At 72.9% G+C, this 15,318-nt stretch carries 10 protein-coding genes and 1 pseudogene; 6 read left to right on the forward strand and 5 right to left on the reverse strand.

What is annotated here, in order from left to right; all coding sequences use genetic code 11:
- Nucleotides 1-142: 142 nt before the first annotated feature.
- The 3 genes from ACZ6S4_RS43225 to ACZ6S4_RS43235 are packed head-to-tail and all read right to left on the reverse strand — an operon-like array spanning nucleotide 143 to nucleotide 3,248.
- Nucleotides 143-1,366 carry an ABC transporter permease gene (locus ACZ6S4_RS43225; protein ID WP_465480447.1) on the reverse strand — a complete coding sequence of 408 codons (1,224 nt, stop codon included), beginning with the start codon at nucleotides 1,364-1,366 and terminating at the stop codon, nucleotides 143-145.
- Nucleotides 1,363-2,037, reverse strand: a complete 675-nt coding sequence (locus ACZ6S4_RS43230; protein WP_465480487.1) for an ABC transporter ATP-binding protein — start codon at nucleotides 2,035-2,037, stop codon at nucleotides 1,363-1,365. The genes ACZ6S4_RS43225 and ACZ6S4_RS43230 overlap by 4 nt, the downstream gene beginning before the upstream one ends.
- A gap of 11 nt (nucleotides 2,038-2,048) precedes the next feature.
- Entirely contained in the window at nucleotides 2,049-3,248 is a 1,200-nt protein-coding gene (locus ACZ6S4_RS43235; protein WP_465480448.1) for an efflux RND transporter periplasmic adaptor subunit, read from the reverse strand.
- A gap of 90 nt (nucleotides 3,249-3,338) precedes the next feature.
- On the opposite strand from ACZ6S4_RS43235, the gene ACZ6S4_RS43240 reads away from it, so the two are divergent.
- The 5 genes from ACZ6S4_RS43240 (at nucleotide 3,339) to ACZ6S4_RS43260 (ending at nucleotide 9,966) form a co-directional block, all read left to right on the forward strand.
- A complete protein-coding gene (locus ACZ6S4_RS43240) occupies nucleotides 3,339-4,046 on the forward strand; it encodes a response regulator transcription factor (RefSeq protein WP_465480449.1) in 708 nt (235 codons plus the stop codon).
- Nucleotides 4,043-5,839, forward strand: coding sequence for a sensor histidine kinase (locus tag ACZ6S4_RS43245; RefSeq protein WP_465480450.1), 1,797 nt, complete (start codon nucleotides 4,043-4,045; stop codon nucleotides 5,837-5,839). Before ACZ6S4_RS43240 ends, ACZ6S4_RS43245 begins: the two co-directional genes overlap by 4 nt.
- A 114-nt stretch (nucleotides 5,840-5,953) precedes the next feature.
- Nucleotides 5,954-7,105 (forward strand): patatin-like phospholipase family protein, encoded by a 1,152-nt coding sequence (locus tag ACZ6S4_RS43250; RefSeq protein ID WP_465480451.1) that lies wholly within the window; start codon nucleotides 5,954-5,956, stop codon nucleotides 7,103-7,105.
- Between the two features lie 12 nt (nucleotides 7,106-7,117).
- Nucleotides 7,118-8,764: a gluzincin family metallopeptidase gene (locus ACZ6S4_RS43255; protein ID WP_465480452.1), complete on the forward strand. Its 1,647-nt coding sequence runs from the start codon at nucleotides 7,118-7,120 to the stop codon at nucleotides 8,762-8,764.
- Nucleotides 8,764-9,966, forward strand: coding sequence for a ComEC/Rec2 family competence protein (locus ACZ6S4_RS43260; protein WP_465480453.1), 1,203 nt, complete (start codon nucleotides 8,764-8,766; stop codon nucleotides 9,964-9,966). The genes ACZ6S4_RS43255 and ACZ6S4_RS43260 overlap by 1 nt, the downstream gene beginning before the upstream one ends.
- A 165-nt stretch (nucleotides 9,967-10,131) precedes the next feature.
- Here the strand turns inward: ACZ6S4_RS43260 and ACZ6S4_RS43265 are convergent.
- Nucleotides 10,132-10,653 (reverse strand): annotated as a pseudogene (locus ACZ6S4_RS43265) (SDR family NAD(P)-dependent oxidoreductase); the annotation flags it as partial.
- Between the two features lie 145 nt (nucleotides 10,654-10,798).
- Between ACZ6S4_RS43265 and ACZ6S4_RS43270 the strand changes: the two are divergent.
- On the forward strand, nucleotides 10,799-11,662 hold the full coding sequence (locus ACZ6S4_RS43270) for a helix-turn-helix domain-containing protein (protein ID WP_465480454.1): 864 nt from the start codon (nucleotides 10,799-10,801) through the stop codon (nucleotides 11,660-11,662).
- On the opposite strand, the gene ACZ6S4_RS43275 is transcribed toward ACZ6S4_RS43270, so the two are convergent.
- On the reverse strand, nucleotides 11,653-15,228 hold the full coding sequence (locus ACZ6S4_RS43275; RefSeq protein ID WP_465480455.1) for a hypothetical protein: 3,576 nt from the start codon (nucleotides 15,226-15,228) through the stop codon (nucleotides 11,653-11,655). The two genes, ACZ6S4_RS43270 and ACZ6S4_RS43275, sit on opposite strands and share 10 nt — an antisense overlap.
- Between the last annotated feature and the right edge of the window lie 90 nt (nucleotides 15,229-15,318).

Consider the following 15,318-nt stretch of genomic DNA (forward strand, 5'->3'; position numbering starts at 1 on the left):
AAGAAAAAACAAAAGAAGAAAAAAAAAGCGCTGGGCAACCCCCCACACCCCCCCCCCCCCCCCCCCCCCCCCCCCCCCCCCCCCCCACCACACCCCCCCCCCCCCCCCCCCCCCCCCCCCCCCCCCCCCCCCCCCCGCCCGTTCAGACGGTGGCGAGCGCTTGCGTCGGGGTCAGGCGCGACGCCCGTACGCAGGGATAGACGCCCGCCAGCACGCCGACGACGATCGCCCCGCCGATCCCGAGCACCGCCGAGCCGGCCGGGACCACCAGCGGCCAGTCCTGCCAGGCCGCGTACCCCATGGTGGCGAGCAGGCCCAGGACCGTGCCGGCCAGCCCGCCCACCGTGGCCAGCACCACCGACTCGGTGAGGAACTGGCCGCGGATCTGGCCGCGGGTCGCGCCCAGCGCGCGCCGCAGGCCGATCTCGGAGCGCCGTTCCAGCACCGAGACGACCATCGTGTTGGCCACGCCGATGCCGCCGACGACCAGTGCCACCCCGGCCAGGGCCAGGAACAGCACCGAGAAGCTGCGTTCGGTGGCCCGCTTGGCCGCCAGCGCGTCGGACGGCCGGGTGATCATCACCGCGCCGGGCCGCTCGGCCGAGATGGTCTCGGGCAGGACGTCGCGTACGGCCTCGATCTGCGACTCGTCGCTGCGCACGTAGAGCACGGTCGGGTGGCCGTCGAAGCCGAGCTCGGACTTCGCCGACGGCCAGCCGACCAGCACCGAGCGGTCGATGTCGGGGGTCAGCGGCGTGGTGGCCAGGATGCCGACCACGGTGAACCTCCGGTCGGCGATCATCACCTGGGGCGACGGCGCGCCGGCGGGCAGCCCGGTGATGCCGAGCCGGTCGGCGGCGACCGAACCGAGCACCACGGCCGGGAACTTCTCGGTGACTGCGGTCAGCCAGGCACCCGAGCGGATCCGCGCGTTGATGACGGGCAGCAGGTCGGTCCGGGTGGCCAGCACGGTCAGGCCGGAGCCGTCCCTCGGGTCGGTGCGGTCGTTGCGGCGTACCACGGCGTGGGTGTTGGCCACTGCGCTCGCGCCGGTGACCGGGCCGATCCGGCGGACCATGGCCACCGCCGACTCCGGCAACCGGGCCGGCGGGTCGACGTCGGGCAGCGCCATCGCCTGCAGCGTGTTGGTGCCCAGGGCGCTGAGCTCGTCGACCAGCGCGGCCTGGCTGGAGGCCGGGATGCCGGTCACCACGATCATCGTGGCGATGCCGATCGCGATGCCCAGCCCGGACAGGGCGGCGCGGGCCGGGCGGGTCCGCAGGCCGATCATCCCCAGCGCCAGCAGGTCCATCGGGGCCAGCCGGGCCGGGCGGACCGAAGGACCGCTCTGTGCCACCTTGTTCATGGCCGCACCGCCCCGGCGTCGCGGACCAGGCGCCCGTCGCGGATCTCGATCTGCCGCGGCAGGGACGCGGCGATGTCCCGGTCGTGGGTGATCAGCGCGATGGTGGTGCCCTCCTCGTTCAGCCGGTGCAGCAGGCTCAGCACGGCCTGGCCGTTGGTGGTGTCCAGGGCGCCGGTCGGTTCGTCGGCCAGCACCAGCGACGGCTGGTTGACCAGCGCGCGGGCGATCGCCACGCGCTGCCGTTCGCCGCCGGAGAGCTCGTGCGGGCGGTGCCCGGCGCGGTGGGCCAGGCCGACCCGGGCCAGCGCGTGCCGGGCCCGCTGTCCGCGGTGGCGGCGGGGTATCCCGGCGTAGAGCAGGCCGGTGGCGACGTTCTCGGCCGCGCTGAGCCCGTCGGTGAGGTGGAACTGCTGGAAGACGAAGCCGATCTCGCGGGCCCGCAGCGCCGACAGGTGCCGGTCGCTGAGCGTGGCCACGTCCTGCCCGGAGATCCGGACCGTGCCCGAGGTGGGACGGTCGAGCGTACCGATGATGTTCAGCAGGGTCGACTTGCCCGACCCGGACGGGCCGACGATGGCCACCATCTCGCCCCGGGCGATGTCCAGGCTCACCCCGGCCAGGGCGGTCACGCCGCCGGGATAGCGCATGCTCGCGTCGCGGACGCGCAGCACGGGTTCGTCCGTCACGACGCGACCACCACGTCGGTGCCCGGGGCCAGGCCGTCGCCGCTGATCTCGACCCAGCCGTCGGCGAACATCCCGGTCCGCACCGCGACCAGTCCCTGCGGGCCCTGCACCGCGTAGCCGCCCTCGGTCAGCGCGATCAGTGCCTCGACCGGCGCGGCCAGCACGTCCTCGACGGTCCGGCCGGCCACGTTCACCTGGACGTCCGCCGAGTCCAGGCCGGCGATGGCCTTCGGGTCGTCGACGGTCACCGACACGGTCATGGTCGGTGCGCTGTCGGCCACGCCACCCTCCGGGGCGGCGAGGGTGCGGCCGACCGAGGAGATCTTGGCTCTGACCGTACGGTCGTCGGGCAGGCTCACGGTCACGCGCTTGCCCCGTTCCAGGACGGCGGCGTCGCTGAGCTCGGCCGGCACGGTGATCACCTTGCGGGTCGAGGTGACCGACATCAGCGGGGCGTTCGCCGGTGAACCGGGCTGCACGGCGAGCGAGTCGACCCGGACCGCACCGGGCAGCACCTCGACGTCGCCGACCGCCACCTGCCCGGTGACCGGCCGGCCGAGGTCCTGCTGCCACTTCTTGATCGCGGCGGTCAGCCCCGTGGTGAGGACGCCTTCGCCCGACTTGACCTGCACCTTCGTGGCGGCTTTGGGTGCCGTGCTCGCGGGGGGTGACGGCGCCGGCTGGGTCACCCGTTCGCCCGGCGCCGGCTGGTGCCCGATGCCGTACCCCAGCGCCCGCAGATTGTCCGCGATGATCCGTACGTCCCGGCCGACCAGGTTGCGCCCGGCGATCGGCCGGTAGAGCGGCATCTTGCCGTAGAACAGTGTCACCGGCTTGTCGTCGGCCCGGAACAGCTGCTTGCCCCGCTTGATCGTGGCGCCGACGGCCGGCAGCCAGGTCACCGTCGCCTCGGTGTGCCCGGAGACCGGGCGGGGCGCCCCGAAGCCGATGCTGCCGTTCAGCTGCTTGGTGGTCGACAGGTCCCGGCGCTCCAGCTTGACCGTCTCGACCGCCGAGGGCGCCTGCGCCGCGGGCCTCCCGGACGCCCGGTGCCGGGTCAGCAGGACCCCGGCGACGACCGCGAGGACCGCGACGACCAAAACCCCGGCGAGCCATTTCACCGCGCTGCGGCGCCGGCGGGGCGGGTCCGGGACGAGGGGGATCACCTCGGTCGGGGAGTCGAGCTTCGGATGCATGCCGACGAGCGTCGCCGGAGATCGTTAGGAAGCTGTCAGGTATCGCCGAGGACTCCGCTCCGCGTGCCCGGCGGGCCTATCATCGCCGCCATGCGTGCCCGTGTCCTGGTTGCCGATGACGATCCCCGCCAGGCCGAGGTCGTCCGCCGCTACCTCACCGCGGCGGGCCATGACGCGCACGTCGTGCACGACGGCCGGGCCGCGCTGGACGAGGCCCGGCGCCGGCGGCCCGACCTCGTGGTGCTCGACGTCATGATGCCCGGCCTGGACGGGCTGCACGTGTGCCGCACGCTGCGCGAGGAGTCGGACGTGCTGGTGCTCATGCTGACCGCCCGGACGACCGAGGACGATCTGCTGCTCGGCCTGGAGCTGGGCGCCGACGACTACCTCACGAAGCCGTACAGCCCGCGGGAGCTGATGGCCCGGGTGCGGACGCTGCTGCGGCGGGCGTCGCGGGGCGCCCCGGCGCCGGCCGGTCCGGGACTGCGCCGGATCGGCCGGATCGGCGTCGACCCCGCCCTGCACCAGGTCACGGTCGGCGACGAACCGGTCGAGTGCACCCGTGGCGAGTTCGCCATCCTGGCCGCCATGTCCGAGCAGCCGGACCGCGTGTTCACCCGGGCCCAGTTGCTGCACCACACCCGCGGGATCGACCGCAGCTCCACCGAGCGGACCATCGACGTGCACGTGATGAACCTGCGCCGCAAGATCGAGACCGACCCGCAGCGACCCGCCCAGCTGATCACCGTCTACGGCGTCGGCTACCGGCTGTCCGCCGGCTCGGCGGAGACCGGATGAGCCGCGGCCGGGTGCCGCTGCGGCACAGCCTGGTGACCCGGCTGCTGGTCACCTCCGTGCTGATCGCGATCGCCGCGACCGCGGCGACGGCCTGGCTGGCCGCCAGCACCGCCACCCGCGCCATCCGGCAGGAGCAGGGCCGCTCGCTCACCGAGGACAAGGGCGTGTACGACATGCTCGTCGGCCACGCGGCGACCCACGCCGACTGGTCCGGAGCGCCGGCGCTGATCCGGGCCCGCTCCGCCAAGCTGGGCCGCCGCATCACGCTGATGACCGCGGACCGGGTGGTGATCGCCGACTCCGGCCCGGGCCCGTCGCTGGTGGCCGCCCGGCCGTCGGCCACCGTCGACCCGCTCAACCTCGACCTGGCCTTGACCGGGGGCACCGAGCGCATCGACGCGCGGGCGGTCGGCCCGTTCCGGCTCCCGGCCGGCGAGCGGGCCGAGCTGCGGAAGATCGCCGAGGACCAGCTCAGCTGCGTGCGCCGGATCGGTTCGGACGGGCGGATCACCGAGCTGCCGAACGGCCGGCCGGCGCTCACGGTGAACGGCCCCGACAAAGTCATCGCGGCCTGCGAGACGAAGCTGCCCGCGTTGACCAGGGCCGAGGCCAAGCCGCTGGGCAAGCTGGGCGCATCGGTCACCCGCTGCGCCGGCCCGCCGCCGGGTTACCGGCTCGGCGTGTGGCCCGACTTCTCGACGTACGTGGAGAAGGCCGACCCCGTCGAGGGTACGGACCCGAAGGTCGCGCCCGCACTCAGCGCGCGGGACCTGTTCGACCCCGGCAGCACCCGGGCTACCGCCCGCATCCGGGGCTGCGTCGAGAAGTCGCGGCGGGCGATGCTGCAGCCGTACGTGGCACCGCCCGCCCTGCTGTTCGTCACCGACCCGGACACCGGCTCCGACCAGACCCGCTTCACCCTGTCCCGGCAGAACACGATCCGGATCGGGGCGACCACCGGCGGCGTCCTGCTCGCCACCATCGGAATCACCGTGCTCGTCGGCCGCCGCCTGATCCGCCCGCTGCGCGCCCTCACCGACGCCGCCGACCGGCACACCCCGGCCCTGGTGTCCACCCAGGACGAGATCGGCCGGCTGGCCCGCGCGCTGAACGACTCGGCCGAGCGCCGCGACCGGGCCGAGGCCCAGCGCCGGGCCATGGTCAGCGACGTGGCACACGAGCTGCGGACCCCGCTGACCAACATCCGCAGCTGGCTCGAGGCCGCCCAGGACGACCTGGCCCCGACCGACGGGCAGCTGCTCGAGCTGCTGCACGAGGAGGCGGTGCTGCTCCAGCACATCATCGACGACCTGAGCGACCTGTCCGCGGCCGACGCCGGCACGCTGCGCATCCACCCCGAACCGACGTACGTCCGGGACGTGCTGGTCCAGGCGGTGGACAGCCAGCGCGCGCCCGCGCACGCGGCCGGGGTGGGGCTGGCCATGGAGGTGGACGGCGACCCGGTGGTGTCGGCTGATCCGGTACGGCTGCGCCAGATGGTCGGCAACCTGGTGTCCAACGGCATCCGCTACACCCCGCGCGGCGGCTCGGTCACGGTGGTTGCGCAGGGCTCGACGATCGCCGTACGCGACACCGGCGTGGGCATCGCCGCGGAGAACCTGCCCAAGGTCTTCGACCGGTTCTGGCGCGCCGACGAGTCCCGCAGCCGGGCGACCGGCGGCAGCGGCCTGGGGCTGGCCATCGTGCGCAAGCTGGCCGACGCGCACGGCGGCACCGTCGAGGTGGACAGCGCCCCCGGTAGAGGTACGACCTTCACCATCAGGCTGCCCTGACCCGGTCACAGCGGGTCACCTATCCGACTGTCCGGCCCGGCCTGGCCGGCCGGTCCGAGACGTATTCTGACGCTGCTGCAGCGCATACCCGGCCCGCCACAGGCAGGTGCCACCATGCCCGACGCCACATCCACCGGGTCAGCGGCCTCGCTACCGATCAGCGACCCCGCTGCCCGCCCCGAGCCCACCAGCGGCACCGCTCTGTGCCTGTCCGGTGGCGGCTACCGCGCGATGCTCTTCCACGCCGGAGCGCTGATCCGGCTCAACGAGACCGGCCTGCTGCGCACCCTCGACCGGGTGTCGAGCGTGTCCGGCGGGTCGATCACCGCGGCCGTGCTCGCCCTGGCCTGGCGGGATCTCGACTTCGGGCCCGGCGGAGTGGCCCGCGCGCTCACCGAGCGGGTCATCGCCCCGTTGCGCGCGATGGCCGGCCGGTCGATCGACAAGAAGTCCGTGCTGACCGGCGCGCTGCTGCCCGGCCGGACCGTAGCCGAGACGGTTGCCAAGGCCTACGACCGGCACCTGTTCCACGGCGCGACGCTGCGGTCGCTGCCCGAGGACGGCGCCGGTCCCCGGTTCGTCATCAACGCGACCAACGTGCAGACCGGGAAACTGTTCCGGTTCTCCCGCCCGTACGCGGGGGACTGGACAGTCGGGCTGTGGCGGGAACCCGGCATCACGCTGGCCGACGCGGTCGCCGCCTCCAGCGCGTTCCCGCCGGTGCTGTCCCCGCACCGGATCACGCCGTCCGGACGGTTCGAAGCCGTGCCGGGCGGGGTCCATCAGGCGGCCGCGTTCCGCGAGTCCGTCTGGCTCTCCGACGGCGGGGTGTACGACAACCTCGGACTCCAGACCGCCTGGTACCGCTGCCGTCGCCTGCTGGTCAGCGACGGCGGCGGGAAGTTCGACGCCGAGCCCGCCCCGGCACGCGACTGGGCGCGGCACGGCATCCGCGTCCTGGAGATCGTCGACAGCCAGGTACGCGCCCTGCGCAAGATCCAGCTCATCGCCGCCTACCAACGGGAAGTCCGGGACGGGGCGTACTGGGGGCTCCGGACCCAACCGGCCGACTACCGCCTGGCCGATCCCGTGGCGATCGCCGAGGCGGACGTGCAACGGGCCCGGACGGTCCCCACCGGGCTGTCGCGCCTCGACGAGCCGACCCAGCGAGCTCTCATCAACTGGGGCTACGCGATCGCCGACACCGCCCTGCGCAGCCGGGTCGACCCCACCCTCGCCAAACCGAGCCGACTACCCATCACCTGAGGTAGGTGCGTCATGCGGGTCAGCGTTCCCGTGATCGTCAAGGACCCCGTCGTCATCCGGTACAAGGACATCCAGCCGACCGAGCAGATCACCGTCGACGCCGACATGTTCCTCGACGGCCCGATCTCACCGCGGGTCGCCGTGCTCGACTTCGAGCCCGCGAGCGGAGCCCTGGCGCCGCCCGCCCGGTTCGTCCCGCCCAGGGGGCGGGCCAAGCGCGGCTCGTACGAGGTGCCGCGCCCGGTGAGCCTGGACGCCGAGGACGTCGACACGATCGCCACCGCGGTGTCGGTGTTCGGCGCGGTGCACAAGACGATCACCATGTTCGAGGAGCGGGACGCGCTCGGCCGCACCGTCGAGTGGGCCTTCGACGGGCCGCAACTGCTGGTCGTGCCCCGCGCCGGCGAGATGGCCAACGCCTACTACGAGCGTGACTCGCACAGCCTGCAGTTCTTCCAGTTCACCGTCGCGCACCGGCCCGGCACCTGGGTCCGTACCGCGAACTCGCAGGACATCGTCGCCCACGAGACCGCACACGCGCTGCTCGACGGCATCGCCCCGGACCTGTACTCCGCGATCTCACCGCAGTCGCTGGCGATCCACGAGGCGGTCGCCGACCTCGCGTCGCTGCTCGTCTCGTTGCGCTGCAAGGAGCTGACCGAACGCGTCCTCGCCGATTCCCAGGGGCGGATCGACGACACCAACGTCTTCAGCGGTCTGGCCGAGGAGTTCGCCATGGCGCTGGACCTCCAGAACCACCACCTGCGCAACCTGAACAGCGGCGCCGCCATGAAGAACGTTCCGGATCACGACCCGCACCTGCTCTCCACGGTGCTGTCGGGCGCGGTCTATTGCGTTCTGGTGCACACGTACGAGGAGCTCCGCAAGCATGCCGTGGCGCCGAAGGCGCTCTTCGAGGCCGCCGAACAGATCAAGCGCATGCTGATCCGCGGCCTGGACTACCTGCCGCCGGGTGATGTCAGTTTCGCCGATCTCGCGCGGGCCGTGCTCGCCGCGGACGAGGCCTCGCACCCGGACCACCCGCAGGTCCGCAAGCGCTTCGTCCAGGAGTGCGTCACCCGGGGCATCGTGCCCACGCGGAAGCCTCTCGACGTCCGGACCGACTTCACCCACCGGGCTGTCCGGGACGCCGACATCGCCGGGCTCATCGCCTCCGACTTCGCCGCCTACCGGTTCGCCCAGCGCAACCGCCGGTGGCTCGGGATCCCGCCGGACACCCCGTTCGAGGTGCGTCCCCGGCTCGACGTGACCAAGAAGTACTACCACCGCGACGGCGACAGCATGGTCCGCGAGGTGCTGTTCAAGGTCTCCTGGTCCGGCACCGAGGACAACGGCTCCGCGGGCGGCCTGCCCGGCCGGCGCCGGTACCGGGCCGGCACCACCCTGGCCATCGGGCTCGACCGCCCGGCGGGACCGTACGTGCGGGCGCTGCTGACCTCCACCCGTCTGCAACCCGACCGCGACGCCACCGACGCGATGCTCAAGAACCTGATCGAACGCGAGCAGCTGCACGTGTCCGCCGCGCCGGTCAGCCGCCCGTCGCCGCTGCACGGCGCGATCGAGGCGGACGTCTCCTCCGGCGTCCTGCGGGTGCACGGGATGGCCCGGATGCTGCACATCATGGCAGGGGAACGCTGATGTCCGAGGACCTGGTCGTCCGCATGTACAACGTCCGCTTCGGCGACGCCATCCTGGTGACCGTCCCGGACCGGAACCCGGCCACCGGGCGTACCGTCACCCGGCGGATCCTGATCGACGTCGGCAACGCCCCCAAGGTCGCGGGCACCGGCCGCGGCGGCGAGGACGACGTCTTCGAGGCCGTCGTCGGCGACATCCTGGACCAGCTCGACGGGCACCCGCTCGACCTGTACGTGATGACCCACGAGCACCTCGATCACGTCCAGGGCCTGTTCTACGCCGCCGAACGCCTGCCGCGCCTGAAGCTCGCGGAGCGGCTCGAGATCCGGCACCTGTGGCTGACCGCCTCGGCCGCGCCCGACTACTACGACAACGGCAAGCACCCGGAGGCCAAGGAACAGCGCCTGGCCTTCGACGCCATGTACCGGCGGGTGGCCGCGCTGATGACCGCTCGTACGGCCGCGGCGGCGGCGCCCGGAGTGCTCGACATGCTGGCCAACAACGACCCGACCAAGACCAAGCAGTGCGTGGCGTATCTGCGGACTCTGAACCTTGCCCGGACCCACTACGTGCACCGCGAGGCGAAGCTGCGGGGCATGCATCCGTTCCGCGAGGCCGAGCTGTCGGTCTGGGCGCCGGAGGAGGACACCTCCGCCTACTACGGACGGATGCTGCCGCTCGACTCCGGTGCCGTACCCGAGCGGCCGGAAGGACGACGGGCCCGGACCGCGCCGGACCCGCTACCGCCCCCGGGTGTCGACGCGGGCGCCTTCCTCGGACTCGTCGCGGCCCGCCGGGCCGGCGCGGTCGACAACCTCTTCGCGATCGACAAGGCGGCCAACAACACCAGCATCGTCTTCGCACTGGAATGGCGCGGCTGGCGGCTGCTCTTCTCCGGCGACGCCGAGATCCGGAGCTGGCGGACGATGGCCCGGCAGAACGTGCTCAAGCCCGTCCACTTCCTCAAGGTCTCGCATCACGGCAGCCACAACGGCACGCCCACCGACGAGGTCTTCGACGCGATCATGCCGGCCGTGCCATCCGACGACCGCCCGCGCCGGGCCGCGATCTCGACCTGGGACGACACGTACGCCGGCATCCCGCACGAGCTGACGAACAGCCGTCTGGCCGAACGGGCGACCCTGCTGTCCACCCTCGACCGGCGCGACGAGCTGTTCTACGACGTGACGTTCGAAGGTTGAGTCACCAGGGCAGGACGCCGTTCTCGTCCTGGTAGGTGCCGGTCGGGCCGTCCGGGCCGAGCGTGGCGAAGCGCACCACGACGGCCGCGCTCTCCGCCGGCGGCCGGCCGACGCCGAAGTCCGCGTCATGTCGGTCGCGGTGGTGCCGGGCTCGATCGCGTTGAACTTGATGCCGGGCTGCGCCTTCGCGTACTGGACGGTGAGCATGGTGGCTGCCGTCTTGGACGCGGAATAGAGCGCGAGCGGCAGGTGGTACTCGGGCCGCTCGGGGTTGTTCACCGCCCAGAACGAACCGGCGCTGCTCGAGACGGTGACCACCGTGGGGTTCGACGACTTGCGCAGCAGCGGCAGCGCCGCCTCGGTGACCCGGACGATGCCCACCGCATTGGTGTCGAACGCCCGCAGCGCGGCCGGTCCGTCCAGCTCGTCGTCGGCGAGAATGCCCGCGTTGTGCACGAGAACGTCGAGGCGGCCCTCGGCCGCACCGATCGTCGCCAGCGCGTTCCGCACCGAGGTGTCGTCGGTCACGTCGAGCTGCACGAATCGGGCGCCGAGCGTCGCCGCGGCCTTTTCACCCCGCTCGGCGTCCCGTGCGCCGACGTAGACGACGTGACCCAGTTCCAGCAGCTGCCGGGCGGTCTCGAAACCGATGCCCTTGTTGGCCCCGGTGATCAGTGTGATGGTCATTCGTCGGTTTCTCCTGTCGCGATGGCTGCCCGATCGGGGCTGTCAGCGACGCTATGCCCGGCTGTTCGGGCGAGCCAGAGCCCTCTCGTGCCAGGGGAACGACAGGACCCCCTCTGCCGGCCGTGCCGAGTTCTAAGCTGGCCCGGTGAGCGAGACGACCAATCCCCTCGGTGCGTACCTGCGGGCCCGGCGCGAGCTGGTGACGCCCGAGCAGGCGGGGATTCCGGACGTGGGCGTACGGCGGGTGCCGGGGTTGCGGCGCGAGGAGGTCGCGATGCTGGCCGGCATCAGCGCCGACTACTACCTGCGGCTGGAACGGGGCCGCAATCGCCACCCCTCGATGCAGGTGCTCGAATCGATCGCCCGCGTCCTGCACCTCGACGAGGACCATTTCGCTCACCTGCTGACGCTGGTCGCCGAGGTGTCCCGGCAGCGCCGGCGCCGGCCCCGCAAGGAGACGCCGCCGCCCGGCGTGCTCAAGCTCGTCGAGTCCCTCATCCAGCCGGCTTTCATCGAGGACCGGTATTTCGACATCCTGGCCTCGAACAGCCTCGCCCGGGCGCTTTCCCCCGGCCTGGCGGGGGGCGGCAATCAGCTGAGAGATCTGTTCCTGAATCCGGCCGAGCAGGCCCTGCACCCGGAATGGGAATCCGTCACGGAATGCTTCGTCGCCAACCTGCGACAGGCCGTGGGAAACGACGTCGGCGATCCCCGTTTCATCGAGCTCACCGGAGAGCTGTCCCTGGCGAGTCCCCGGTTCCGCCAGCTCTGGGCCCGCCACGAGGTACGCGGGCAGCGCGGCACACCGATCCGGATGAACCACCCCCAGCTCGGCGCGCTGACCCTCAACCGGGAACGGCTGGGCATCGGCGGCACCGACGCGCTGATGCTCGTCGTGTATCACCCGGACGCCGGTTCCAGCGACGCGGACAAGCTGGCCCTGCTGGCATCCGCGGATCTGCCCACCTCGAACGCCCAGCGGACCGGACGCGCCCGCAGTCAGTTCTGACGGCCGACGACATAGGCCTCCACCTGGGGGTCCACCCCATCCCGGGTGGCGAGGTCACGGAACAGGGCGGAGGCGACCCCGTACTTGCGCTCCACCGCGTGGGCCACGCCGAGCTGCGCGCCGACGGGGAACTCGCCGATCACCCCGGCCAGGGACTCGAGGGCGCCCGGCACCCGCAGGTCGAGGGCGGCGCAGAGGGTACGGACCGGTTCCTCGCTGCGGCGTACCTGGTCGAGCGGCAGGTCCCGCAGCAGCAGCCGGGTCCGGTCGACGGCCCCGTCGTCGAGTCCGGCCCGTAGCGCGTCGGCCAGCAAAGCCAGGGCTCCGCGTACCAGTGCGGCGAGCAGATCCTGCTGATCCGGGCCGGGCAGCTCGCGGGCCCGCGTGGCCATCAGGTCAACGGTCTCCGGCAGCGACGCGGCGTCGGCCTGGCCGTCGGTGGCGGGGTCGAGCCGCAGCATCGACACGATCTGGCCGCACACCGGGGACGAGGCCGTCGCGGCCAGCGCTTGTCGCAGGGCCAGGCGGACCTCCGGGCCCAGCGGCTCCCCGCGTTCCCGGCCCGCGGCGAGGACCTGCACTGCGCTTTCGACCACGCCGTCGGTGGGGGCGGTGAGCAGGCGCGCGAGGTAGGCGTTGTCGTACCAGTTCCAGGCCATCGCCGCGGCGGCCATCCGCCGGGCTGCGGCCCGTGCGTGGGCGGCGTCCGGACCGAGCATGAACCGGGTGGCTTCCTCGCGGGCCTGCTCGTCGACCGGGGCGAGCAGCCCCGCCAGCCGGGCCTGCAGCTCCAGCGAGCCGCCGGGAACGAGGGCGGCGCGCAACGCCGGGGCCAGCGCGGGTATCTCGCGCGGCGGGGCGTTCAGCACCGCGGCGAGGACCCGGTCCCGCCGTTTGCCCGGCGGCACCTGCCCGATCCGGGCCAGGACGGAGGCCAGCAGCGGGATCTCCTGGCGGGCGAAGTTCGCCGCTCCCTGCAGCACCTGCTCGACCGCCGGGGCGTCCGCCGCCGCCGGCGGCTCCGCGCTGCCGCCGGGCTTCACGCTGTCTTCGGGGTCTTCGGGGTCTTCGGGGTCTTCGGGGTCTTCGGGGTCTTCGGGGTCGAGGGCGGCGAGCAGCCAGTGGACGAGGCGCCGGGCCTGCGGCTCGGGCAGCTCGCCCAGCCGTTTCGCGAGCGACCGGGCGGCCTCCACGACAGCGCGCGTCCGCGGTGCCGGGAGCGCCGCGAGGGCGTCCGCGACGTCAACCGGTCGCTGCTCCGCCAGGGTGCCGCAGACATAGACGGCCCGTTGCCGGATTCGCTGGTCGTCGTCCCACAGCAGCGGCAGCAGGTCACCGATGCGCGGCGCGCCGTCCCGCTCCCGGGCGCCGGCCAGCGTCACCACCGCGGCGCACTGGATGTCGTCCCATCCCCGGTGGTAGCTCCGGACCATCATCTCCCGCCATCCCGGCCAGCCCAGGACCGCCCGTGCGGCCGGATCGCCGAGCACCTGGACGACCGCCTCGACCAGCTGGTCCCGGGCCGGTGAGACCTTGGGCGCCGGCATCGTGCGGTACAGGGCCGCGCCGAGCAGGTGCGCCAGCGCCATCGGCCCGGCGCCCCGGTGAAGGCGGACGATCTCGATGCGGCCCAGATGGCCGACGCCACGGTACGCGGCCCGCAGCACCTCCAGCCCGGCCGCGTCCAGGTCGCCGGGCTTCGACCGCACGAGCAGGTGCCGGCCGAGGTTTTCGCGCTGCGCGGCGTCCAGCCCGCTACCCACCTCAGTCAGGACGTCCAGCAGACGGCCCAGTATCCGGGTCCGCTCGGTGGACGGTATCCGGGCCAGCAGGGCGCCGGCCGTGTTCGAGGCGAGGTTGAGCACGCTCGTCGCGCACCCGGCCATGAGGTCGGCCGCCACCTCCACGCCGGTCAGAGCCAGGCGTTCGTCGATGGTCGCGAGCCCCGCCAGGAACAGCTCCTGGTGGGTGGCCGGCAGATCCTTCGCGGTGGCCGCCAGCCGGCGTACGGCATCGCTGTCCCCGCGGGCCAGGCACGCCGTCACGGCCGCGTGCCAGCCGCGCAGCACCTGCGGGTCGAGCCGGTCCAGCAGCTCCGAGAAGCTGGCGCTGTCGCAGTCGCGGCCGGTCGCGTACAGCAGCTGGGTCATGACGGGCCATAGGTGACTGTCGGCGCCGGCGCGGTCCAGCGTGGCCAGGAACGCTTCCCGGGCGGCGAGGTCGCGCAGCAGGTAGCGGGCCATGACGAACTCGGCGCACGTCTGGTGGAAGAAGCGCAGTCGGTCGTCGCCGGACCCGCCGACGATCACGCCGGAGCTGCGCAGGCCGTCGAGGGCAGCCCGGTGGCGGTCGTCGCCGACCACGTCGGCATCCTCGAACTCCTCCACGAAGGTCGTGGTCGCGGCGGCGATGAGGTACCGGGCCGCGTTCAGGCACACCTCGACCCGCGCGGGCGCGGCGCCCGGATCCGCGGCCGGCCGGGCCCGATCGACCTTGATCTTGCGTTCCCAGTAGGCCCGGTACAGCCGCGAGACGGTCAGGTCCTCGGGCGGCTCGCCCGCCGGGGCGAACAACTCGCACACCAGCGAGAGCAGCAGCGGGTTGCTGCAGATCTCCAGAACCGCGCTGCGCCGCGCGCCCAGGTACAGCAGCCGGTCCACGAACGTATCCGGATCGTCGGCGGCGGGACCGTGCCGCAGGAACTCGCGGGCGAACGAGCGGACCTCCGCGCGGTTCAGCGGATCGAGGCGTACGGATCGCAGGAGTCCCGCCAGCAGCGGCGCCCGCCCGTCCACACCCTGCAGGAAGGTCTCGAACTCGAACTGACGGCAGGTGCACACGACGGCCACCCCGGCGTCCACGACGCGCCGGAGGAACTGGGACAGGACCGGCACGGTCGACGAGTCCAGGATCAGATCCACCGTGTCGATCAGCAGCACCGCCCGCCCGTACGCGTCACGCAGGCCGGCCAGGGCGGCGAGCAGCGAGTCACCGCAGCCGGTGGCCTGTCCGGCGGCCCGGTCGAGCGCCGGCACATCGGCCGGGCGGCCGCCGACGAGGGCCGCGCAACTGAGCAGGACGACTCCGAGGTCCGCGCGCTCGGCGGCACTGTCGTACAGCTGCCCGAGCAGCACGCTCTTGCCCATGCCGGCGTCGGCGACCACCGCGATGACCGCGGGCTGGTCGATCACCTCGGTCATCCGCGGCAGGAACACGCCGTCGACGATCGACCGGCGCTGCGGCGGGACGATCCCCGCCCCGTCGAGGGCCGCCCGGGTCGGCGCGTAATGCCGCGGGGTGGAGGTGCTCGGCGCGAGATCGTCGAGCTGGACCAGCTCGACCAGGTCGGCCCGGCCCGCGCCGGGCAGCGCCGCACGCAGGTCGGGGAGCCGGCGCCGGGACTCGGCCCACTCCCACACCGCGCGGGGCTCGTCGCCGGCCTTGAAGCTTCGGCGTTCGTGCGAGGGGATGCCGATCAGATCGGCGACGTCCCGCCAGTTGTCGCCGAGCCGCCGGCAGAACTCCACCTTCGCCCCGGGGTCGGCGCGGTCGCCGGCGGTCGCCATCGGTCCAGATTGGCACATCCGCCGGACCCACCGGCCGACGCCTCCCGCGTGCTAGCCAAGTCTCAATCGGCGGTTCAACGATACGATTCA

The organism is Actinoplanes sp. NPDC051405 (assembly GCF_055586185.1).

Bases quoted from the DNA above. Each gene is read 5' to 3' on its own strand.
- ACZ6S4_RS43225 (WP_465480447.1), bottom strand. From the start codon at position 1,366: ATGAACAAGGTGGCACAGAGCGGTCCTTCGGTCCGCCCGGCCCGGCTG.
- ACZ6S4_RS43235 (WP_465480448.1), bottom strand. From the start codon at position 3,248: ATGCATCCGAAGCTCGACTCCCCGACCGAGGTGATCCCCCTCGTCCCG.
- ACZ6S4_RS43240 (WP_465480449.1), top strand. From the start codon at position 3,339: ATGCGTGCCCGTGTCCTGGTTGCCGATGACGATCCCCGCCAGGCCGAG.
- ACZ6S4_RS43245 (WP_465480450.1), top strand. From the start codon at position 4,043: ATGAGCCGCGGCCGGGTGCCGCTGCGGCACAGCCTGGTGACCCGGCTG.
- ACZ6S4_RS43250 (WP_465480451.1), top strand. From the start codon at position 5,954: ATGCCCGACGCCACATCCACCGGGTCAGCGGCCTCGCTACCGATCAGC.
- ACZ6S4_RS43255 (WP_465480452.1), top strand. From the start codon at position 7,118: ATGCGGGTCAGCGTTCCCGTGATCGTCAAGGACCCCGTCGTCATCCGG.
- ACZ6S4_RS43260 (WP_465480453.1), top strand. From the start codon at position 8,764: ATGTCCGAGGACCTGGTCGTCCGCATGTACAACGTCCGCTTCGGCGAC.
- ACZ6S4_RS43275 (WP_465480455.1), bottom strand. From the start codon at position 15,228: ATGGCGACCGCCGGCGACCGCGCCGACCCCGGGGCGAAGGTGGAGTTC.